General features: G+C 72.4%; 16 protein-coding genes. 13 read left to right on the top strand and 3 right to left on the bottom strand.

The window, feature by feature from the left end; translation table 11 throughout:
* From BMX74_RS33030 to BMX74_RS33020, 3 genes are all read left to right on the top strand, one after another.
* The coding region (locus tag BMX74_RS33030; RefSeq protein WP_256257411.1) for an acyl-CoA dehydrogenase family protein at positions 1 to 480 on the top strand (480 nt) is incomplete at its 5' end.
* 31 nt (positions 481 to 511) lie between these two features.
* On the top strand, positions 512 to 1,375 hold the full coding sequence (locus BMX74_RS33025) for a 3-hydroxybutyryl-CoA dehydrogenase (protein WP_091104488.1): 864 nt from the start codon (positions 512 to 514) through the stop codon (positions 1,373 to 1,375).
* A 258-nt stretch (positions 1,376 to 1,633) separates the two neighbouring features.
* A complete protein-coding gene (locus BMX74_RS33020; RefSeq protein WP_091104487.1) occupies positions 1,634 to 3,466 on the top strand; it encodes a serine/threonine-protein kinase in 1,833 nt (610 codons plus the stop codon).
* Positions 3,467 to 3,505: 39 nt separating this feature from the next.
* On the opposite strand, the gene BMX74_RS33015 is transcribed toward BMX74_RS33020, so the two are convergent.
* Positions 3,506 to 4,924, bottom strand: coding sequence for a S41 family peptidase (locus BMX74_RS33015; RefSeq protein ID WP_091104485.1), 1,419 nt, complete (start codon positions 4,922 to 4,924; stop codon positions 3,506 to 3,508).
* Positions 4,925 to 5,156: 232 nt separating this feature from the next.
* On the opposite strand from BMX74_RS33015, the gene BMX74_RS33010 reads away from it, so the two are divergent.
* From BMX74_RS33010 to BMX74_RS32990, 5 genes are all read left to right on the top strand, one after another.
* On the top strand, positions 5,157 to 6,140 hold the full coding sequence (locus BMX74_RS33010) for a BtrH N-terminal domain-containing protein (RefSeq protein WP_091104483.1): 984 nt from the start codon (positions 5,157 to 5,159) through the stop codon (positions 6,138 to 6,140).
* A 56-nt stretch (positions 6,141 to 6,196) separates the two neighbouring features.
* Entirely contained in the window at positions 6,197 to 6,799 is a 603-nt protein-coding gene (locus tag BMX74_RS33005; RefSeq protein ID WP_091104481.1) for a TetR/AcrR family transcriptional regulator, read from the top strand.
* Positions 6,792 to 8,093 carry a glycosyltransferase gene (locus BMX74_RS33000; protein ID WP_091104480.1) on the top strand — a complete coding sequence of 434 codons (1,302 nt, stop codon included), beginning with the start codon at positions 6,792 to 6,794 and terminating at the stop codon, positions 8,091 to 8,093. Before BMX74_RS33005 ends, BMX74_RS33000 begins: the two co-directional genes overlap by 8 nt.
* A gap of 217 nt (positions 8,094 to 8,310) precedes the next feature.
* The gene (locus BMX74_RS32995; protein ID WP_201784779.1) at positions 8,311 to 9,246 is read left to right on the top strand and encodes an alcohol dehydrogenase catalytic domain-containing protein; all 936 of its coding nucleotides are present in this window, start codon (positions 8,311 to 8,313) and stop codon (positions 9,244 to 9,246) included.
* Between the two features lie 83 nt (positions 9,247 to 9,329).
* A complete protein-coding gene (locus tag BMX74_RS32990) occupies positions 9,330 to 11,456 on the top strand; it encodes a SpoIIE family protein phosphatase (protein ID WP_091104478.1) in 2,127 nt (708 codons plus the stop codon).
* Between the two features lie 166 nt (positions 11,457 to 11,622).
* On the opposite strand, the gene BMX74_RS32985 is transcribed toward BMX74_RS32990, so the two are convergent.
* A complete protein-coding gene (locus tag BMX74_RS32985; RefSeq protein WP_218154123.1) occupies positions 11,623 to 12,774 on the bottom strand; it encodes a serine hydrolase domain-containing protein in 1,152 nt (383 codons plus the stop codon).
* A gap of 220 nt (positions 12,775 to 12,994) precedes the next feature.
* Here BMX74_RS32985 and BMX74_RS32980 point away from each other — a divergent pair, with 220 nt between their 5' ends.
* Both BMX74_RS32980 and BMX74_RS32975 read left to right on the top strand, forming a co-directional pair.
* The gene (locus BMX74_RS32980; RefSeq protein ID WP_256257409.1) at positions 12,995 to 14,116 is read left to right on the top strand and encodes a sensor histidine kinase; all 1,122 of its coding nucleotides are present in this window, start codon (positions 12,995 to 12,997) and stop codon (positions 14,114 to 14,116) included.
* Positions 14,104 to 14,748 (top strand): LuxR C-terminal-related transcriptional regulator, encoded by a 645-nt coding sequence (locus BMX74_RS32975; protein WP_055508723.1) that lies wholly within the window; start codon positions 14,104 to 14,106, stop codon positions 14,746 to 14,748. Before BMX74_RS32980 ends, BMX74_RS32975 begins: the two co-directional genes overlap by 13 nt.
* 28 nt (positions 14,749 to 14,776) lie before the next feature.
* Here BMX74_RS32975 and BMX74_RS32970 read toward each other — a convergent pair whose 3' ends face one another.
* Positions 14,777 to 15,160, bottom strand: a complete 384-nt coding sequence (locus tag BMX74_RS32970; RefSeq protein WP_055508725.1) for an ArsR/SmtB family transcription factor — start codon at positions 15,158 to 15,160, stop codon at positions 14,777 to 14,779.
* A 69-nt stretch (positions 15,161 to 15,229) separates the two neighbouring features.
* On the opposite strand from BMX74_RS32970, the gene BMX74_RS32965 reads away from it, so the two are divergent.
* The 3 genes from BMX74_RS32965 (at position 15,230) to BMX74_RS32955 (ending at position 20,335) form a co-directional block, all read left to right on the top strand.
* Positions 15,230 to 17,368 (top strand): heavy metal translocating P-type ATPase, encoded by a 2,139-nt coding sequence (locus tag BMX74_RS32965; RefSeq protein ID WP_218154122.1) that lies wholly within the window; start codon positions 15,230 to 15,232, stop codon positions 17,366 to 17,368.
* A 1,032-nt stretch (positions 17,369 to 18,400) separates the two neighbouring features.
* Positions 18,401 to 18,718 carry a hypothetical protein gene (locus BMX74_RS32960; RefSeq protein ID WP_143078848.1) on the top strand — a complete coding sequence of 106 codons (318 nt, stop codon included), beginning with the start codon at positions 18,401 to 18,403 and terminating at the stop codon, positions 18,716 to 18,718.
* 216 nt (positions 18,719 to 18,934) lie between these two features.
* Positions 18,935 to 20,335, top strand: a complete 1,401-nt coding sequence (locus BMX74_RS32955) for a DUF2079 domain-containing protein (RefSeq protein WP_177227604.1) — start codon at positions 18,935 to 18,937, stop codon at positions 20,333 to 20,335.
* Positions 20,336 to 20,364: the final 29 nt, after the last annotated feature.

Raw genomic sequence — 20,364 nt, 5'->3', positions numbered from 1 at the left:
GAGCCGGGTACGGGTTTCAGGACGGCGCTGGCCACGCTGGACCACACGCGGATCACGATCGCGGCGCAGGCGCTGGGCATCGCGCAGGGCGCGCTCGACTACGCGGTGGGGTATGTGAAGGAGCGCAGGCAGTTCGGCAAGCCGGTGGCCGACTTCCAGGGCGTCCAGTTCATGATCGCTGACATGGCGATGAAGCTGGAGGCGGCCCGCCAGCTGACCTACCACGCGGCGGCCAAGTCGGAGCTCGCGATGAACGGTCAGCCGCAGAAGGACCTGACCTTCCTGTCGAGCGCGGCCAAGTGCGCCGCGTCCGACGCGGCCATGGAGATCACCACCGACGCGGTGCAGCTCCTCGGCGGCTACGGCTACACCCAGGACTTCCCGGTGGAGCGCATGATGCGCGACGCCAAGATCACCCAGATCTACGAGGGCACCAACCAGATCCAGCGCCTGGTCATGGCCCGCCAGCTGCTCCGATGACCCCCCGACCTGTCGAGAGGAACGACCCCAGATGACCGATGTCCAGCGTGTCGGCGTGATCGGCTGCGGCCTCATGGGCGCCGGGATCGCCGAGGTCTGCGCCCGCAGCGGCCTCGACGTCGTCGTCCGCGAGATCGACGACGCGGCGCTCGCGGCCGGCCGTGCCAGGATCGAGGCGTCCGCGGGCCGGGCGCTCGCCTCCGGAAAGATCACGCAGGAGCAGCACGACGCCGCGCTCGGCCGCCTGACCTACACCACCGAGCTGACCGACCTGGCCGACCGCGACCTGGTCGTCGAGGCCGCCACCGAGAACCCCGACCTCAAGATCGCGCTGTTCGCCGAGCTGGACAAGGTGGTCGAACGGCGCGACGCCATCCTCGCCTCCAACACCTCCTCCATCCCGATCGCCAGGCTCGCCCAGGCCACCGGGCGTCCCGGCCAGGTGGTCGGCCTGCACTTCTTCAACCCGGCGCCGGTGCAGAAGCTGGTCGAGGTCGTCGAGTCGATCCTCACCGACCCGCGCACCACCGCCCGCGCCCGCGCCTTCGCCGATGAGCGGCTCGGCAAGACCACGATCGTGGCGCCCGACAGGTCGGGGTTCGTGGTGAACGCGCTGCTGGTGCCGTACCTGCTGTCCGCCGTCAGGATGGTGGAGGCGGGGCACGCCACCGCCGAGGACGTCGACACCGGCATGACGCTGGGCTGCGCCCACCCGATGGGACCGCTGCGGCTGTGCGACCTGATCGGCCTCGACACGCTGCTCGCCATCGCAGAGTCGCTGCACCAGGAGTTCCGCGAGCCGCAGTACGCGCCGCCGCCGCTGCTGCGCCGCATGACGGAGGCGGGCTTCCTCGGCCGCAAGTCGGGCCGCGGCTTCTACGCCTACCAGCCTTGACCACGGTCGCCCGCCCTTCGTGGTGGGTGTGTGCTGTTCCTGGCGGGTTGTTCGTTCGCCTCGCCGTCATGTGACGGCCGCCGGCGCCGCCTCCCGGAAGCGGGCCGCCACGCCGTCCCCCGCGGCGTGGCGGCCCGATCCCACACCGTGTCCGCCTCCCGATCGCCGGCCCTCTCAGGGCTACGGGATCCGGGACGGCTCCCGGATCGCCGTAGGGTTTTCCAGGATTGTCAGGACACGACTGATAGGCGCAAGAGCATGCCCGGAATTCAGGTAGCCGTGATCGCGGGGCGCTACCAGCTCGTCGAGCTGATCGGCCGGGGCGGCATGGGCGAGGTCTGGCGCGGCCTCGACCGGCACACCGGCGTGCCCGTCGCCGTGAAGCTGCTCAACCCCCTCGTCAGCGGCATCGCGGCGCACGAGCGGTTCGCGCGGGAGGCGCGGGCCGCCGCCCAGGTCGTCCACCCCAACGTCGTGGCACTCCTCGACGTCGGCCACGACGACCAGCGCCGCTTCCTCGTCATGGAGCTGCTCACCGGGCACAACCTCGCCGACGAACTCGCCGCGCGCGGCCCGCTGCCGGTGCCGGAGGCGTGCGCGCTGCTCGCCCAGGCCGCCGCCGGGCTCGCCGCCGCCCACCGCGCGGGCGTCGTCCACCGCGACGTGAAGCCCGCCAACCTGCACCTGACGTCCGACCGCACGCTCAAGGTCGTCGACTTCGGGCTGGCGCACCTGGCCGGGGAGGCCGCCCGGCTGACCGCCGTCGGCACCGTCGTGGGCACCGCCGCCTACCTCGCGCCGGAGCAGATCGAGGGCTCCGGCGGCCACGCCTGCGACGTGTACGCGCTGGGCTGCGTGGCGTACGAGCTGCTGTGCGGGCAGCCGCCCTTCACGGGTGCCGCGCCGCAGGTCATGTACCAGCACCTGCACCACGGGCCCGTCCCGCCGAGCCGGCACCGCGCGGACATCCCGGCCGAGCTCGAACGCCTCGTCATGGCCATGCTGGCCAAGAACCCGTCCCACCGCCCGGCGACCGCCGACCAGGCCGCGCACCACTTCGCCACGTACGCGCAGCATCGCCCCCAGGGCGAGCCTGGGGCGGGCGGCGGCCGGGCTCCTGTCCAGGACGGCTCTGACAGCACGCTCCCGGTCCTCCCTCCCTTGACGGGCTCCGCCGCGCCTCCGCCGCCGAACCGGCCTGACGCCCAGACCACGGTGCTCCCCTCTGTGGCGGGCCCCGGCGCGCCAGGGCCGGGCGCCTGGACGGGCGGCGCCCCCTCGACGGGCCCCTGGACGGGCGGCGCCCCCTCGACGGGCCACCCTCCGGCGCGAACCCCTTCCCCGCCGCCCCCCGGCCCGGGGCTTCCGACAGGCGGCGGGCCCCTACCGCCGCCCCCGGGGCCGGGGATTCCACCGGGCGGCGCGTCGCGGGCCGGTGACACGGCCATCCTGGAGGCCGTCCCTCCGGAGCCGCCGGCGCCTCCCGGCCCGGCCATGACGCCGCCCCCGGGCACGGACGCGGACCGGGACGCCGGACGCCGGCAGCGGCGGCGCGTGCTGCTGCACCTCGCCCTGGCCGCGGTCGGAGCGGCGATCATCACGCTGCTCTCGGCCCTGCTCTTCTCCAGCGCGTCCGACGAGGAGAAGAAGACGACGACCGGCTCCTCGTCCGCCGTCGGAGCCGCCCGGCCGAGCCCGTCCACCACGTCCTCGCGTCCGGCCGCCCGCCGTACCCCGAGGCCGGGCGCGACCCCCTCCACGCCGCGGGCCACGTCCGCGGGGCAGGACCGCCGCACCTGGCTGGTCAACCTCGACCAGGCCGTGGACGCCCAGCAGCGCATCGGGAACATCGACCCCGACGTGGCCAGGAAGGCTCACGAGAAGATCAGGAAAGCGGCCGAGAAGCTGGTGGAGGGAGACGCCGAGGACGCGGGCGAGAAGATCGAGGAGCTGACCCGCGACCTCCGGGAGGCCTGGCGCAAGGGCGAACTCCGCGACGGCCCCCTGGTCGACTTCCTCGCCCGCGCGGGCCTCGACGTCACCCAGGACCCCTGGCGCGGCAGGCACGACAGGAAGCACGGCCCCCGCTGACGAAGCCGCCCCGGTGCGCGGCGCTGCCGGCCGGGCGGGTCACTGCCCGCGGCCGGACGACTGGGTCGCGGACGGGTTCGGCGGGGCGAGCAGGGCGACGGCGCGCTCCAGGGCGGAGTCGCGTCCCGCGGCGAGCTCGTCGTCGGTGAAGACGGGCGTGCGGATGTGTGGCGGGAGGCCGACCCCCTCGTACGTCTTCCCCGACGGGGTGCGGTAGTCCTCGTTGGACAGCCCGAACTGCCAGCCGTTGGGCAGGACGCGGGCGAGGATGTCGGAGAACGCGCCCTGCGTGTGGCTGCCGATCCTGGTCGGCTCTGGCGTGCGTCCGGCGAGCGCCATGGTGAAGGTCTCGCCGGCGCTGACCGTCATGTCGCTGGTCAGCAGGGCGATGGGGCCGTCGTAGACGGTTCCCGAGGCCGGCCGGACCTTCACCGGCCGGGTGGGGGTGTAGCCGGACGGGCCGCCTGCGTCGTCGCGGGCGCGCTTGGTGTAGGCGAGGTAGGGCTTCTCGGTGAGCCGGGCGGCGACCTGGAGCCCGAGGAGGTCGTACCCGCCGGAGTTGAAGCGTACGTCGATGACGAGTCCGCGCAGCCGTCGTACGCGGTCGGGCGTGAAGACGGTGTCGAGCACGCGGTCCAGCGCGGCCTGGTCGGCGGCGAGTGTCGCGGTTTCCCCGGCGTAGCCGCCGAAGCCGGTGATCCGCAGGTAGCCCAGGCCGTCGGGCAGGTCGGCGTAGCCGAGCTGCCCGGCGCCCCACTCGCGCATGGGCACGCCGAGGTTCGCGGCCACGGACTTGTCGATCTTCTTCTTCAGCGCACCTTCCAGCGGCAGCCGCGTGCCCGGCCGTATGCCCATGAACTGGCGCTTCTCGCCCGCCATGATGCCGGTGTGGGCGTCGCCGAGCGGCTTGATCATGTCGCTCAGGACGGTGAAGAGCTGCTCGTCGGTGGTGCGGGAGTTCACCTTCGGCCGGTACCGGTCGCGCTGGGCCTTCCAGTCGACGCCCTTGGCGGCGAAGTCCAGGTAGTTCTCCTGGAAGTTCCGCCAGAAGACGTCGAACGTCGTCACCGGGTCCCGGCGCGCGGGCTGCGCGCAGCGCGGTGGGAGCGCGGGGACGCGGCGCAGGTCCTTGGTGGCGACGTCGCCGGTGAAGGCGGCTCGCGCGCGGTCGCGCGTCCGCGGCGTCAGGGTCGCGTAGGGCTGGCCTTCCTGGCCGAACGTCGCCGCGCCTCCGGGGCCGCGGCCGATCTGCTCGACGGGTTCGCCGTGGGGCAGGCAGCTGATCGCGGTGACGTCGTACAGGCGCAGGACGCCGTCCTTGATCGAGGCGACCATGCCGTAGCCGTCGGATCTCCAGAAGCCGTCCAGTCGTCCCGCGGTGGACGCGTGCGCGGGCGCGGCGGGCGCGAGCAGGGCGGCGGTCGCCAGGGCGACGGCCGCCGTCGTCTTGATCCTCATGTCATGACGCTATGGGCCGCGGGCAGGCCGGACCGTCGTCCCTGCGACCGATCATCCGTCTCCGTCCGAGCGCGCGGTGGGCCCTACCAAAGTCATGGATCGGGAGAAGGACGCGTCACTTTGGTAGGCGCGGCGCCGGGACCCGGCCCGGCTGGACTCTCCCCCCGTGGGAGGCCTCATGCTGCTCTGACGGCGCGGGCGAGCCGGCCGAGGACCGTGAGAAGGGTGACGCATGACCATCGTGAAGGACGTCGAGGCTCGCGGCCTGCGCCACTGCGAGACGACGGCGCTCGGGGTGCTGCTGCGGCACGAAGGGCTCGACCTGTCGGAGCCGATGCTGTTCGGGCTGGGCTCTGGCCTGTCCTTCGTCTACTGGGACAGCAAGGGCATGCCGTTCCCCTTCCTCGGAGGCCGCGTCAAGCCGTTCGACCTCACCAGGAACCTGGCCGCCAGGCTCGGGCTGACCCTCCTGGTCGAGGAGACCACCTCGCCGCGCAGAGCGTGGGAGAACGTGGCCGCCCTCATCGACGCCGGCCGCCCGGTCGGCCTCCAGCTCGACTGCTATCACCTGGAGTACTTCCGGTCCAAGGTGCACTTCGGCGGCCACGTCGTCGCCATGTACGGCTACGACGAGCACGACGTCCACCTCGTGGACACCGACCAGCAGGGAGGAGCGGTGCGTACCAGCAGGGCCAGCCTGGCCATGGCGCGGGCCGAGCGCGGCCCGATGACCGCCAGGAACCGGTCCTTCACCGTCGCCCTGCCCGAGCGCCCGCCCCGCTGGCAGGAGCAGATCATCCCCGCCGTCAGGCACTGCGCGGACGCCTTCCTGGCCGCTCCCATCGCGAACCTGGGCCACCGCGGCATCGAGAAGGCCGCCAAGCTGGCGCCCACCTGGCTGCGGCGCGCCGGCGACCCGCGGCACGACCTCCCGCAGGCCGCCCTCCTCATGGAGAAGGCCGGCACCGGCGGCGGCCTGTTCCGCGCCCTCTACCGCGACTTCCTGGGCGAGTGCGTCCAGCTGATCGACGACAGCGGCCTGCGTACCGGCCACCGGCTGTACGCGGAGGCCGCCGGCCTGTGGACGGACGTGGCCGCCCTGATCGCGAAGGCAGGGGAGAGCGGCGACGTGGGGCATCTCGAACAGGCCCGCGTCGTCCTCGACGAGCTCGCACGCATCGAGCGGGACGCCATGCAGGTGCTGCGTCAGCTGTAGCCCGGTCACCGGACTTTCGGTTGACCGATGACTCAATTGAATGTAGAAACGACTCCATGGAAAGTGGGACCAGGCGCCCGTACCGCATGGGGGCCCGCGCGGCGAGCATGGAGGTCACGCGCACCCGCGTGCTGGAGGCGGCGGCCGCGCTGTGGACGCGGCGCTGGTACGACGACGTCACCCTGCAGCACGTCGCCGACGAGGCGGGGGTGTCGGTGCAGACGATCGTCAACCACTTCGGCGGCAAGGACGGCCTGGCCGACGCCGTCGCCGACCGCGTCGCGTCGCGGACGGCGCTCACCCGCCAGGCCCCGACCGGTGACGTGGCGGCGATCGTGGCCGTGCTCTTCGCGGACTACGAGCGGCACGGCGAGGCCAACGTGCTCTGGGCCGCCCAGATCGACCGGGTCCCGGCCATGGCCAGGGCGGCCGCCCACGCCCGCGTCCAGCACCGGGCGTGGCTCGAACAGGTCTTCGCCGACCGCCTCCCGGCCCCGGGTCCCGCCCGCGAGCACGCTCTGAACCTGCACTACGCCGCCACGGACGTCTACCTGTGGAAGCTGTGGCGGCGCGACCTCGGCCTGCCACGTGAGGACGCCGAACGCGCCATGCGCGACCTGCTGACGTCGATCGACCCCCGGAAGAGAAACGATGCGTAAGAACTTCCTGTTCGCCACCTGGGCCGGCGGCGGAGCCGTGCCGCCCGTCCTGTCGATCGCCCGCGTGCTGCGCGAGCGCGGCCACGGCGTCCGGGTGCTGGCCGACACGTCACTGCACGAGGAAGTCGCCGCCGCCGGGCTGGAGCCGATCGCCTGGACCACCGCCCCCCAGGGCGACGCCGCCGACCCCGCCCAGGACGTCATCAAGGACTTCGAGGCCCGCACCCCGCTGGGCGCCTTCGCGCGGCTCAGAGACCGCATCGTCTGCGGCCCCGCGGCCGACTACGCCTGTGACACGCTGGCGGAGCTGCGCGCCCGCCCCACCGACGCGCTGGTCGCCGAGCACATGCTGCTCGGCGTGCTCACCGCGGGCGAGGCCGCGGGGATCCCGGTGGCCTCGCTGGTGACGACCCTGTACCCGCTCCCCACCCCGGGGGCGCCACCGCCCGGCCCCGGCCTCGCCCCCGCCTCGGGCCCGCTGGGGCGCCTGCGCGACCGGGTGCTGACCCGGCTGATACTCAAGCCCTGGGAGAAGGGTCTGCCCGCGGTGAACGCCGCCCGCGCCGCGCACGGCCTGCCGCCGGTGGGCTCGGTGGTCGACGCGTTCGGCCGCGTGGACCGGCTGCTCGTGCTGTCCCCGCGCGCGCTGGACCACCCGGGCCGCACCTTCCCCGCGTACGTACGGCACGTCGGGCCGCGGCTCGACGACCCCGCCTGGGCAGGTGACCTGGAACTGCCGGAAGGCGACGCGCCGCTGGTCCTGGCCGGTCTGAGCTCGTCGTTCATGAACCAGCACCCCCAACTGGAGCGCATCGCAGAAGCCCTCGGCACGCTCCCGGTGCGCGGGCTGCTGACCACCGGCCCGGCCGTGGACCCCGCGACGGTCCGCGCGCCCGGCAACGTCCTGGTCACCGCGTCCGCCCCGCACAGCGCCGCGCTGCGCCACGCCGCGGTGACGGTCACGCACGCCGGCCACGGGACGGCCGTCAAGTCCCTGGCCGCAGGGGTCCCCCTGGTCTGCGTGCCGCTCGGGCGCGACCAGGCCGAGGTGGCCAGGCACGTCGAACTCGCCGGCGCCGGCGTCACCGTGAGCAGGAACGCCTCACCCCGCACGATCGCCAGGGCGGTGGAACGCGTCCTCCACGACCCCTCCTACCAGCGCGAGGCGCGGCGTCTGGCGGCCGAGATCGCCGCCGAGACGGCCACCGACCGAGCCGTGGCCGAACTGGAGTCACTCACCGGAGCAGCCGCCGGCACGCACGCGGTCCCCCCGGATCGAGGCGTTCGGTCATAGCGAGCTCTTGTCGCCCCATTCACCGAGGTCGTCTACCGAGGCGGGTGACCTGCGCCTAGGCTCATCACGCCCATGACCATCGACTGTGAACGTCGCCGTCCGGAACGGGGTGGACCTGGTGTCAGGCTCTGCGATCTCCATGGCAGTCAGGGAGCCGGGTGGCCCCCTGACCCCGACGGCTGTCCCGACGCGGCGCCCGGCAGGCAGGGCCGTACGCGTGTCGGTCAGGGCGAGCGGCGTCTGCTACGCCGACATCGGCACGGCCGCCGCCAGGAACCCCGCCACCGGGTTCCCGATCGTCCCCGGCCACGAGGTCGCCGGCGTCATCGCCGAGCTGGGCGAGCAGGTGGAGGGCTGGAGCGTCGGGGACCGCGTCGCCGTCGGGTGGTTCGGCGGCGGTTGCGGGCGCTGCGACCGCTGCCGGGCCGGTGACGTGGTGCACTGTCCCGAGCGCCAGGTACCCGGCCTGTCCTACCCCGGCGGCTGGGCGGAGAGCATCACCGTCCCCGCGGACGCCCTGGCGCGCATCCCCGCCGGGCTGGACTTCTTCGAGGCGGCGCCGTTCGGATGCGCCGGCGTCACCGCCTTCAACGCGGTCCGCGAGGCCGGAACCCCGGCCGGCGGGCGGGTGGCCGTGTTCGGGCTGGGCGGGCTCGGGCACCTCGCCGTCCAGTTCGCCGCCGAGCTCGGGTACGAGGTCGTCGCCGTCGCCCGCGGCGACTCGCGCGAGCAGCCGGCCCGTGACCTCGGCGCCCACCACTACATCGACAGCGCCGGGCAGGCTCCCGGGGCGGCTCTCGCGCAGCTCGGCGGCGCCGACCTGATCGTCTACACCGCCTCCTCGACCGGGCCCGTCGACGAACTCCTCACCGGCCTGCGCGTCCACGGCCGGATCACCCTCGTCGGAGTCGACGCGGGCTCCCTGACCGTCCCCGCCGCGCGCCTCGTCATGAACGGGCACGTCATCACGGGCCAGCTCACCGGCAGCCCCCGCGACACCGAAGCGGCGATGCGGTTCGCGGTGACGACCGGCGTGCGCCCGATGATCGAGCGCATGCCTCTGGAGCAGGCGGGCCTGGCCGTCTCCCGCCTCCGCTCCGCCGCGCCGCGCTTCCGCGTCGTGCTGGACACGACCGACGGCAGGCCCTCATAGGCGTTACACGCGGGACAAGGGCGTATTGTCCTGTTATGGGCACTTGGTGAGGTTCGCGGTCTAGGCACTGCGCGGAGGTCCCGATGAGCGTGCCTGACGACAACTCTGCCGGAAACGAGCCGCTGGACGAGGAACTGGCCGCCGCGGTGCTCCGCACCGGCGCCTCCGGTGGAGGCGTCTACCTGCTCGCCGAAGGGGAGCCGGTGCTGGTGCTGGTGGCGGTGTGCGGCGCGCTGGCCGAGCTCGCGCTTCCCTATCGGCGCCTGCCCCTGACCACCCGCGCCCCGATCACCGACGCGGTGCAGCAGGGCCGCCTGGTGTGGGTGGGCCGCCAGGAGGACCTCGTCCGCTGCTACCCCCACCTGACCATCTCCCCTCCGTACCAGCTCTCGATCGCGGCTTCTCCCCTCGCCGGCAGCCGGAACGGCTGGGGCGCGCTGCTGCTGATCTGGCTGGACGGCCACCCGCCGCGGATCACCCTCCGCGAACGCGGAACCGTCACCTCCAGCGCCCGGCGCCTGGCCCGCGTGCTGGACGACGCGGCCCAACCTCCCGGCGTCCCCCAGCAGCCCCGCATCGTCCCCCTGCGCCGGGTGCCCCCGGTGCAGTCGGGGCTGGTCGCCGTCGACTTCGCCCAGCGTCTACCCGGCGGCCTCGCCATGGATCTGGAGGGCCGCATCACCTTCGTGACCGACCGCGCGGCCGAACTGCTGGGCCGCGCTCCCGACCAGCTGCTCGGCATGCTGCCGTGGCAGTCGCTGCCCTGGCTGGACGACCCCGCCTACGAGGACCACTACCGCACCGCGGTCGTCACCCGGCGCCCGGTCTCGTACGGTGTGCTGCGTCCCCCCGACCAGTGGCTGACCGTCCAGCTCTACCCCGACGCCTCGGGCATCAGCGCGCTCATCAGCCCCGCCGACTCCGACCAGGCCCTGCCCGAGCTGCCCGCCGTGTCGTCGCGCACCACCCCGCCGACCGCCGTCACCGGGGTGGGACGCCTGTACCAGCTGGTCCATCTGGCGGCGGCGTTCACCGAGACCGTCGGCGTCCAGGACGTCGCCGAGGTGATCGCCGGCCAGGTCCTGCCCGCCTTCGGCGCCGACGGCATGGTCCTGACCGCCCCCGACGCCGGCCGGCTGAAGATCGTCGCTCACCGCGGCTACGACGAGGCGCGCATCCGCATCCTGGACGGCCAGCGCCTGGACACCGATCTCACCCCCGTCGGCCGCGTCCTCGCCAGCGGGGTGCCCGCCTTCTTCTCCGAACCCGGGGAGATCGTGCCGACCTACCCCAAGGCCCCCGCGATCAGCGGCAAGCAGGCCTGGGCGTTCCTGCCGCTGATCACCTCCGGCCGCGCCGTGGGCTGCTGCGTCATCTCCTACCGCCACCCCCATGCCTTCACCGCCGACGAACGCGCCGTCCTCACCTCGCTGGCCGGCCTCATCGGCCAGGCGCTCGACCGCGCGCGCATGTACGACGCCAAGCACGCGCTCGCCCACAGCCTCCAGCAGGCCCTTCTCCCGCACGCGCTGCCCGCCGTCCCCGGCCTGGCCGCCGCGGCCCGCTACCTGCCCGCCTCCCACGGCATGGACGTCGGCGGCGACTTCTACGACCTCATCCGCCTGGACGACACCACCGCCGCCGCCGTCATGGGGGACGTCCAGGGGCACAGCATCACCGCCGCCGCGCTCATGGGGCAGGTCCGCATCGCCGTCCACTCCCACGCCACCGCGGGCGCCTCGCCCGAGCAGGTGCTCGCCCTCACCAACCGGGTGCTGGCCGACTTCGAGACCGACCTGTTCGTCTCCTGCGTGTACGTCCACCTCGACCTGGCCCGCCACCGCGCCCGCGCCGCCAGCGCGGGACACCTGCCGCCCCTCCTCCGCCGGCCCGACGGACGCACCGAGGTCGTCGAACTCCCTCCCGGCCTGCTGATGGGCATCGACCCCGCGGCCCGCTACGAAAGCGTCGAGATCCCCCTGCCCCCGGGGGCGCTGCTCGCCCTGTTCACCGACGGCCTCGTCGAGGCCCCCGGCACCGACCTCGCCGACAACATCACCCGCCTGGCCACCTGGCTCCGCGACACTCAGGACCAGGACGTCGACACCCTCGCCGACACCCTGTTGGGCCACGCCGCCCAGTCCGCGGGCCGCGACGACGACATCGCCCTCCTGATGCTCAGAACCGATCCGCTCCCCCCGCCCCGGTGATCCGCTGAACCGGCGTCAGCACCCGTCGCGACCGCGCGCATCCTGGCCAACCTGCTCACCAACGCCACCCGGCACGGGCCTCACCATCGCGGCGGGTCAGGTTGCCGTCCTGGGCGCCCCGGGCTGGCCGTACCGGCCCGCCGCGCGCGGGGGAGGTGAGGGAGTCTCAACGCCGCCCACGGCCAGGGGTCGGGGGCGGGCACAGCGCGTCGTCGATCAGCTTGCTCATGGCCCGTTCCACGCGCAGGACGTCGTCCGTGGAATCGGCGAACACGCCCGACAACGAGACGGTGACGCTGCGCCGGCCGTCGGCGGTCACGGCGGCGGCGCTGATCCAGCCGGAGTCACCGCCTTCATGGCCCCAGTAGGCGCCGCCGCACGACAGCGGGCGTGCGAAAAGCCCGAGGCCGTCACGGGCCCCCGGCATGAACGGTTCGAACTCCTTGCCGACCGGGATGGTCTGTTTCATCCGCGCCAGCTGTGCCGGGGGCAGGAGCCGGCCGCCGAGCAGGGCGCGGAAGAACCGGTTGAGATCGGCGGTGGTGGAGACGAGCCCGGCCTCTCCGTTCGTGCCCGAGCCGACCTGTTCGGTGACGTCAACGGGTTGTTCGCCGGGTTTGAAGCTCTGATACGTCCTGGCGTGCGGCTGGGGCAGTTCGGGGGAGGTGCCCGGCCAGAAGGTGTGACGGAGACCGAGCGGCCGGACGATCCGATCCCGTACCTCCTGATGCCAGGGGTGTCCGGTGACCCGCTCGATGATCATGCCGAGCAGGACGTAGCCGGTGTTGGAGTAGCTCCACTTCTTGCCGGGCCGGAAGTCCGGCCGGTGGCGCATCGCCCGGGCGACGATCTGCTCCGGGGTGTAGGCGTCGTACCGGTGCCGGTGGAAGGCCCGCGCCGAGGTGAAGTCGGGGTAGTCGTCGTGGATGCCGCCGGTGTGCTGGAGCAGCTGGCGGATGGTGATCGCGCGGCCGTCGTTGCCGTTTCCCGACACCACGCCGGGCAGCCATCGCTCGACCGTGTCGTCCAGCGAGAGCCCGCCGTCGGCGGCCAGTCGCAGGATCACGGTGGCCACGAAGGTCTTGGTGACGCTGGCGATCCGGAAGTAGCCGTTCCGAGGGACCGGCCGCCGGCTCGTCAGGTCGGCGACGCCGCTGGTGGCGGTGAGGCTCCTGCCGTCGCCGGTGACCACACGGGCCTGGACGCCCGTCACGCCGAGTGCGGTGATCGCGCCGGCGTCGCGCCGGAGCCGGGCCTGGTCGTCGTGCTGCCGGGCGGCCATCGCGCCCGGCACGCTCGCGCAGAGGGTTCCGGTCACGACGGCGGCCAGGGCAAGGCCTCGCCGGATGGATCGGCCGCGCCGCCGTGGTGAACGAACCGGTGAACTCGTCATGGACGTTGACGCTAGGTCCGGCGAGGGAGGCGGACGATACACCTCACTGGTGAGAAAAAGGGGTAGCAGGCTGTAGTGCCAGGCTCGGTCGCGATGGCTCAGACTGGTGCGGATGAACCAGCACGGGACCAGTCGGCTTTCGGCGATGTGGCACGGTCTGGGCTATCTGCTGGGAAGCCTGTTCACCGCCGCGGTAGCCCTGATCGCGCTGCCCGTGCTCATCGTCCCGACGATCGCGCGGGCCTGGGCGTCCTGGCATCGTCGCCGCGCCGGCCGGTTGCTGCTTTCTCCGCGTTCCGGTCCCGTTCCTGTCGGTACGTGGCGTGTCCTCGGGTGGCTGGGCGCCTCCATCGTGACCGGTCTGGCGTTCGGGCTCGTCGCGGTGCTGTGCGCCGGCAACACCGTGGCCACGGCCGTCACGGTGCCCTTGTGGTGGGCGTTGCCCGCCGGCACCCCCGCGGGCGGCTTCGCCGCCGGTGTCCCGCTGTCCGGATGGGGCACGGCGTTGACCTTGGGGACCGTACAGATCGTCGTCTTCGCGGCCCTGACCTACTGGCTGGTTCCCCTGCTGGCGCGTCTGCACGCCCGGATCTGTGTCACGTTGCTAACCCCCTCGGCCGCCGAGCAGTTGGCGCAGCGGGTGGAGACCCTGACCGAGACGCGGGCCGGCGCCATGAACGCGCACGGCGCGGAACTCCGCCGGATCGAACGTGACCTGCACGACGGCACCCAGGCCCGGCTGGTGGCCATCGCGATGCGGCTGGGCGCGGCCCGTGAGCTGCTGGGCGAGGACCCCCACATGGTGGACAGACTCCTGCGGGAAGCGCACGAGGGCGCCGAGGAGGCCATGACGGAGCTTCGTGCGGTGATCCGGACGATCTACCCGCCGATCCTCGCCGATCGCGGCCTCGCCGGGGCGCTGACCGCCCTGGGGGCCCGATCGGCGATCGACACCGCCCTCGACATCGGCGACCTCGGCACGATCCCTGCCGCGGTCGAGGCCGTGGCCTACTTCACGATCGCCGAGACGCTCACCAACGCCGCCAAGCACAGCCACGCCACCCGGACCACCGTCCGCGTCGCGCGTGACGGTGACCGGCTGTCGATCGAGGTCGCCGACGACGGGATCGGCGGCGCCGACGAGACGCTGGGCACCGGCATCGCCGGGATCCGCCACCGGGTCCTGGCGCTCGACGGCGCCGTCCGCGTGCACAGCCCCGCCGGCGGCCCGACCACGATCACTGTGAGCGTGCCGTGCGCGTCGTGATCGCCGAGGACAACGTCCTGCTGTCCAGTGGGCTGGAACTCCTGCTGACCGCCAGGGGCTTCGACGTCGTCGCGATCACCCAGGACGCCCCCGGCTTCGTCACCGCCGTCGCCGAACACCACCCGGACGTCACCATCGTCGACGTACGGCTACCTCCGACCTTCCGCGACGAGGGGATCCACGCCGCGCTCCACGCCCGCCGCCGGCACCCCGGCCTGCCCGTGCTCGTGCTCTCCCAGTACGTCGAGCAGCAGTACGCCGGCGAGCTGATCTCCGACGGACGCGGCGGCGTCGGGTACCTCCTCAAGGACCGGGTGAGCCGGGTGAGCGAGTTCGTCGACGCACTACGGCGGGTGGCCGACGGCGGCACCGTCATGGACCCCGAGGTGATCGCGCAACTCCTGACCCGTCACGCCCACGACCCGATCGCCGACCTCACTCCCCGCGAACGCCAGGTGCTCGCCCTGATGGCCGAGGGTAAGGACAACAGCACGATCGCGGCCCGGCTCGTCATCACCGAGAACGCCGTCCACAAGCACATCGGCAACATCTTCGCCAAGCTCGGCCTCTCCCCGGACGACAGCGGCCACCGCCGCGTCCTCGCCGTCCTCAAGTACCTCAGCAGCCAGTGAAGACGCCCGGTTGACGAGCCCGGCAGCGTCAGGAGAGGGCGGAGGGCGCGGTTCGCGTCGCGCCGGCAGGGGAGTGCTGCGCGGCGTGGTCGCTGCGGTCGATGTGGTCGGCGTGGAACAGGCCTTCGGCCAGCAGTCGGCGCACGTGCTCGTCGGCGGCGCTGTAGTAGACGAAGGTCCCTTCGCGCCGGCCCTTGACCAGGCCGGCCAGGCGCAGTTTGGCCAGGTGCTGGCTGACGGCGGTCGGTGCGGCGCCCGCGAGCTCGGCCAGGCAGGCCACCGATGACTCGCCCTGGAGCAGCGCCCACAAGATCTTGATGCGGGTGGGGTCGGACAGCAGCCGGAACGACTCGGCGGCCAGGTGCACCTGTTCCTCGTTCGGCATCTCGAAGTCGGGCAGCGAGGTGTGCATGCCGTCAGGATAGCCCAGAGCCTCACTGCTTGCCTGCCTGCGTGTATGCGCATATATGCTGTGATGGTGATGGCAGACCTGACGACCCGTCCCACCCCCGCGACCGCGACCGCGGCCCCACCCGGCCGCCCGGCGGCGTGGTGGCGTTCGGGACCGGGATCGCTGCCCGAGGTGCGCTGGGCGATCACGGCCACGGTCCTGTTCGCCGCCGCCGGCGTCTGCCAGCTGGCCGGAGCCCCTTCCTGGCTGTGGTGGGGTCTGTACCTGGCCTGCTACGCCGCCGGCGGCTGGGAACCGGGCCTGGCCGGACTGCGGGCACTACGCGAGCGGACGCTGGACGTCGACCTGCTCATGGTCGTCGCCGCGATCGGCGCCGCCGCGATCGGGCAGGTCTTCGACGGCGCCCTGCTGATCGTCATCTTCGCCACCTCCGGGGCGCTGGAGGCGGTCGCGACCAAACGCACCGCCGACTCGGTGCGCAGCCTGCTCGACCTGGCCCCCGAGCGCGCCACCAGGCTGGATCCGGCAGGGCAGGAAGAGGTCGTCGAGACCACCGAGCTGGCTGTCGGCGACGTCATCGTGGTACGGCCCGGAGAGCGCGTCGGCGCCGACGGCCAGGTGATCGCCGGGTCCGGCGACGTCGACCAGTCGACCATCACCGGCGAGAGCCTCCCGGTGGACAAGCAGGTCGGGGACGAGGTGTTCGCCGGCACCGTCAACGGCGCCGGGGTGCTGCGGGTACGGGTGGACCGCCCGGCCGGCGAGACGGTGATCGCCCGGATCGTGGCCATGGTCGAGCAGGCCAGCGCCACCAAGGCACGCACCCAGCTGTTCATCGAGAAGGTCGAGCGGCGCTACTCGGTGGTCATGGTCGCCGCCACCGTCGCGCTGTTCGCGATCCCGCTCGCACTGGGACAGAACCTGCAGGACAGCCTGCTCCGCGCCATGACGTTCATGATCGTCGCCTCACCGTGCGCGGTGGTGCTGGCCACCATGCCGCCGCTGCTGGCGGCCATCGCCACCGCCGGCCGTCACGGCGTGCTGATCAAGTCCGCCGTCGTCATGGAACAGCTCGCCGGCATCACCCAGGTGGCCTTCGACAAGACCGGCACCCTCACCGAGGGCCGCCCCCACCTGACCCACCTCCACGCGCTGCCCGGCAGCGGCCTCAGCGACCATCAGCTGCTCGCGCTCGCCGCCGCGGCCGAGGACGGCTCGGAACACCCGCTCGGCCGCGCCGTCGTCGCCGCAGCCCGCGACAGGGACCTGCGCCTGCCCGCGGCCACGCGGTTCGCCTCGCTGCCAGGACAGGGTGTGCGCGCCCACGTCGCCGGACACCTGGTCGAGATCGGCAGCCCCGCCCACCTGCTGTCCGAGCCGGCGCCCGGCGCCGGTCCGGCCCGCACCCCGGTGGCCGAGCTCGCCGGCCCGGCCCGCACCCCGGTGGCCGAGCTCGCCGGCCCGGCCCGCACCCCGGTGGCCGAGCTCGCCGGCCCGGCCCGCACCCCGGTGGCCGAGCTCGCCGGCCCGGCCCGCACCCCGGTGGCCGAGCTCGAAGACGGCGGGCACACCGCGGTGGTGATGCTGCTGGACGGCCGCCCGGCCGCGGTGCTGGCCCTGGCCGACCGCATCCGGCCCGAGGCGGCGGAGGCCGTGGCCCGCCTGACCGCCCTCACGCACGCCGCACCGGTGCTGCTGACCGGCGACAACCCGCGCGCCGCCGCCCGCCTGGCCGCCCAGACCGGCATCACCGACGTCCGCGCCGGCCTGCTTCCTCAGGACAAGGTCGCCGCCATACGCGAACTCCAGCAGGAGGGGGCGCGGGTGGCGCTGGTCGGCGACGGCGTCAACGACGCCCCTGCGCTGGCCACCGCGCACACCGGCGTCGCGATGGGCCGCACAGGCGCCGACCTCACCCTGGACGCCGCCGACGCCGTCATCACCCGCGACGAACTGGCCACCGTGCCCACGGTGATCGCCTTGGCCCGTCGGGCCCGCCGCCTGGTGATGGCCAACCTGGCCATCGCCGCGACCTTCATCGTCGTGCTGGTGGCCTGGGACCTGCTCGGAGAGCTACCGCTGCCGCTCGGCGTGGCCGGGCACGAGGGCTCCACGGTCATCGTCGGCCTCAACGGGCTCCGCCTGCTGCGCACCGCTGCCTGGCGGCGCGCCTCCACCCCCACCCCGCCCGGTGCCGGACCGGCATGACGTCCCGGCGGCCGCCTGCCACGAGGTGACGTGCTCAGCACTGAGCTCGACGTCTCCCACACCGCTCATCGTCGCCTCGCGCCGGCAGTGGCGGTTTCACCGGGCGTCGAGGGCAGGCCCTCACCTCTCCCGGCTCCTGTAGGTGGCCCGCAGGTCGATCAGCTTCTCCCTGGCCACCTCGTCCACGGCCCGGCGCTGATCCGGGTCCTCCTCCCGCGGCGGCTGACACCCGGTGGCACATGAAGGGCGCCACGACCCTCGACGGGCACGGAGAACGTCCGGGTGCCGCCACGGCACAACTCCTTGGCGATGCGCTCGCCGTCCGCGTACTCGCGCAGCCGATCCCTGCCCAGGTCCCGGCGGGACAACGAGCCCCGCCGCGCCTGCTCGGCGTAGTAGCGGTCGATCAGCGGATCCTTGAACCGCCCCGCACGCTCCCGCGGCGGAGTTCCAGCCCGAACGTGTTGTACTCGACGTGGACCTCGTCGTCGAGCCTCCGCAGCAACTGTGCCATTTCAACGCCTTCGCCTCGTCAGTGATCACCCCGGCTCGGCGGAGTATGGCCCACCACACTGACAATCCGAGCCGGACGCATCCCAGGCCGGCCGCTCGCCACGACAAGACCGCGCCCACCGCGCTGTCACTCCTGCTGTGATGAACCTGATCAAGGAGTTTCGCCGGGTCCTCTTCGCCGCGGGTGGCGGTTTCCGTTCGTTCGCATGGTGCATTCGCGCCTCCACCAAGTCCGTGATATGAGCCACCAACGCGGATTTGCGTAATGAGAATGACGCGAAGTCCGGCTCGGCCACGGCGGTTCCGGCGGAAGCTTGCCTGCCTTTCTTACGCTGAGAAAACGTCAGCGAGTCACGGTCCAGTCACTGAAGAGCTGCATCCGCGTGCGACGACAAGCAGATATGACAAAGAAGATCAAGACTTGCCGGATTATCGGCGATAAGTAAATATCACCGTGGGCGGGAAAGCCTGGAACGCCCCCGCCCACGGCACATCCGTAGATGCGACGGAAAGGATACTATGCGTATACGCATGCGCGCGGCCCTGCTCGGAGGTCTGGCCTCGGCCGCCATGGCGGGAGGTCTTCTGATCGCCCCCGCCGCTCACGCGGACTGGAACGGCTACTGCGACATCCAGCACTACAACGGCGGCGGAAGAGGGTACGCCACCGGTTGGTGCGACGGAACGGGCCCGCAGAAGTACCAGGTCGCCGTGAAATGCGCCGATGGCGCCTGGCGCTACAGCTCGGGCGCCAAGGCGTTCGGCGACCGCAGCGGGCTCACCGCCTACTGCCCGGCCGGCATGAAGGCCAACGCTCACAGTATGCGCAGGGCCTAGCCTGAGGCTGGGTGTGCCGGAGGCGATGTCTCTGGCACACCCGGCCTTTCCTTGCTGCGATGACAGTGCATTGTGCGATAGTCCCACAATGAGGGTGGATGCCGTGGCATTATTCATGCCATGCCTTCACGCCGCCCTCTCGAACGCTTGCCCCACAGATACTTGTTAGGAGCACTCACAGCGATCGCGTTCGCAGCGTATTCGACACTCGGATTAGTGGAGTTCTATACGTTCCGGACTGGGATCTACGACCTCGTCATATTCGATCAGGGCGTCCGAGGGTACGCGAATTTCGACGCTCCCCTTTCGTTCGTGAAGGGCAACTGGCAGGAACTCGGTTCGGCGTTCAGTCTGCTCGGCGACCACTTCTCACCGATCCTCGCGTCGCTGGCGCCGCTCTACTGGATCCACGACGGCCCGGAGACGCTCATCGTGGCGCAGGCCGCCCTCTTCTCCGCCGCGGCGGTGCCCTTCTGGGTGTACGTCAGGCGTGCGCTCGGCGCCGGGGCCGCGTATCCAGTGGCGATCGCCTACGTCCTGTCATGGCCCATCGCTGAGGCGGTGAACTTCCATTTCCATGAGTACGCCTTCGTGCCCCTGATCACCGCGGTGCTGTTCGAGCGGATCCAGGCGGGGCGGCGCTGGCACGCGCTGGCGGCGGCCGGCGCGCTGCTCCTGGTCAAGGAGGATATGGCGATCTTCGTCATCGGCCTCGGCGCGGGTCTGCTGTTCCTCCCGGAGTGGCGTCGCGTCGGCGCCGGAGTGCTTGCCGGCGGGGCCGGTTACCTCTGCCTGGCCACCTATGTGATCATGCCGGCGTTCGGGTCCGATCCAGGCCGGTACTGGTACTACACCGGCTGGGGCGACGGCCCCGGCGAGGCGATCAGGGGCCTGGTGTCACGGCCGCTGGACATCCTGCGCGTTCTCGCCACCCCCGACACGAAACTCTGGACGCTCCTGCTGCTCTTCGCCCCGCTGTGTTTTCTGCCGCTGCTGTCGCCGTACGTTCTGGCACCGCTGGCGTTGCTGGCGGAGCGCATGCTCGCCACCGACCCCGGCGCCGCCGGCTGGTGGGGGACCCGCTACCACTACAACGCCGCAATCGTCATGGCACTCTTCTGCGCCGCGGTTGACGGCGCTGTACGACTTCGCCGGGCGACGCAAGGGCGGCAACTGCCGCGACTCCTCCCATCCCGGACCATCGTCGCGGCGGTTACGGTGGTCACGGCGGTGAGCATCGTGCCGTTCTTCGCCCTCGGCAAGCTGCTCACACCAAGCTGGTACACGGCAGGACCCCGATCCGCCGCGGCCGCGGAGGCCATGCGCCGGATTCCGGACGGCGTCCTCGTCGAAGCAGCCAACGCCGTCGGCCCGAACATGTCGGCCCGGACCAAGGTCGTGGCCTGGGCCGCGAAGACGGCGGCACGGCCCGAGCGGGCCCCGTGGATCCTGGCCGACCTCCAAGGCAGACAACCACACTTCGCCTCACTCCAGGCCCAAGCCGAGGACGTCGAGTCGTTGCTGCGACGCGGATATCGTGAAGTCTTCTCACGAGAGGGCTATCACGTCCTCTTCGATCCGGCGTCACCCCTCTCCACTCCTCCAGCCAACAGGTGAAGCCGGGGTTTCCGCGGCCGAGCACCGTC

The sequence above is a fragment of the Nonomuraea pusilla genome (genome assembly GCF_900109355.1).
Classification (GTDB): Bacteria; Actinomycetota; Actinomycetes; order Streptosporangiales; family Streptosporangiaceae; genus Nonomuraea; species Nonomuraea pusilla.
The sequence above is the reverse complement of the archived record's forward strand: the minus strand, read 5'-3'. Positions and strand labels throughout refer to the sequence as shown.

Excerpts from the sequence above, each read along its gene's own strand:
- BMX74_RS33025 (WP_091104488.1), top strand. The coding sequence starts at position 512 with ATGACCGATGTCCAGCGTGTCGGCGTGATCGGCTGCGGCCTCATGGGC.
- BMX74_RS33020 (WP_091104487.1), top strand. The coding sequence starts at position 1,634 with ATGCCCGGAATTCAGGTAGCCGTGATCGCGGGGCGCTACCAGCTCGTC.
- BMX74_RS33015 (WP_091104485.1), bottom strand. The coding sequence starts at position 4,924 with ATGAGGATCAAGACGACGGCGGCCGTCGCCCTGGCGACCGCCGCCCTG.
- BMX74_RS33010 (WP_091104483.1), top strand. The coding sequence starts at position 5,157 with ATGACCATCGTGAAGGACGTCGAGGCTCGCGGCCTGCGCCACTGCGAG.
- BMX74_RS33005 (WP_091104481.1), top strand. The coding sequence starts at position 6,197 with ATGGAAAGTGGGACCAGGCGCCCGTACCGCATGGGGGCCCGCGCGGCG.
- BMX74_RS33000 (WP_091104480.1), top strand. The coding sequence starts at position 6,792 with ATGCGTAAGAACTTCCTGTTCGCCACCTGGGCCGGCGGCGGAGCCGTG.
- BMX74_RS32990 (WP_091104478.1), top strand. The coding sequence starts at position 9,330 with ATGAGCGTGCCTGACGACAACTCTGCCGGAAACGAGCCGCTGGACGAG.
- BMX74_RS32980 (WP_256257409.1), top strand. The coding sequence starts at position 12,995 with ATGTGGCACGGTCTGGGCTATCTGCTGGGAAGCCTGTTCACCGCCGCG.
- BMX74_RS32970 (WP_055508725.1), bottom strand. The coding sequence starts at position 15,160 with ATGCACACCTCGCTGCCCGACTTCGAGATGCCGAACGAGGAACAGGTG.
- BMX74_RS32965 (WP_218154122.1), top strand. The coding sequence starts at position 15,230 with ATGGCAGACCTGACGACCCGTCCCACCCCCGCGACCGCGACCGCGGCC.
- BMX74_RS32960 (WP_143078848.1), top strand. The coding sequence starts at position 18,401 with ATGCGTATACGCATGCGCGCGGCCCTGCTCGGAGGTCTGGCCTCGGCC.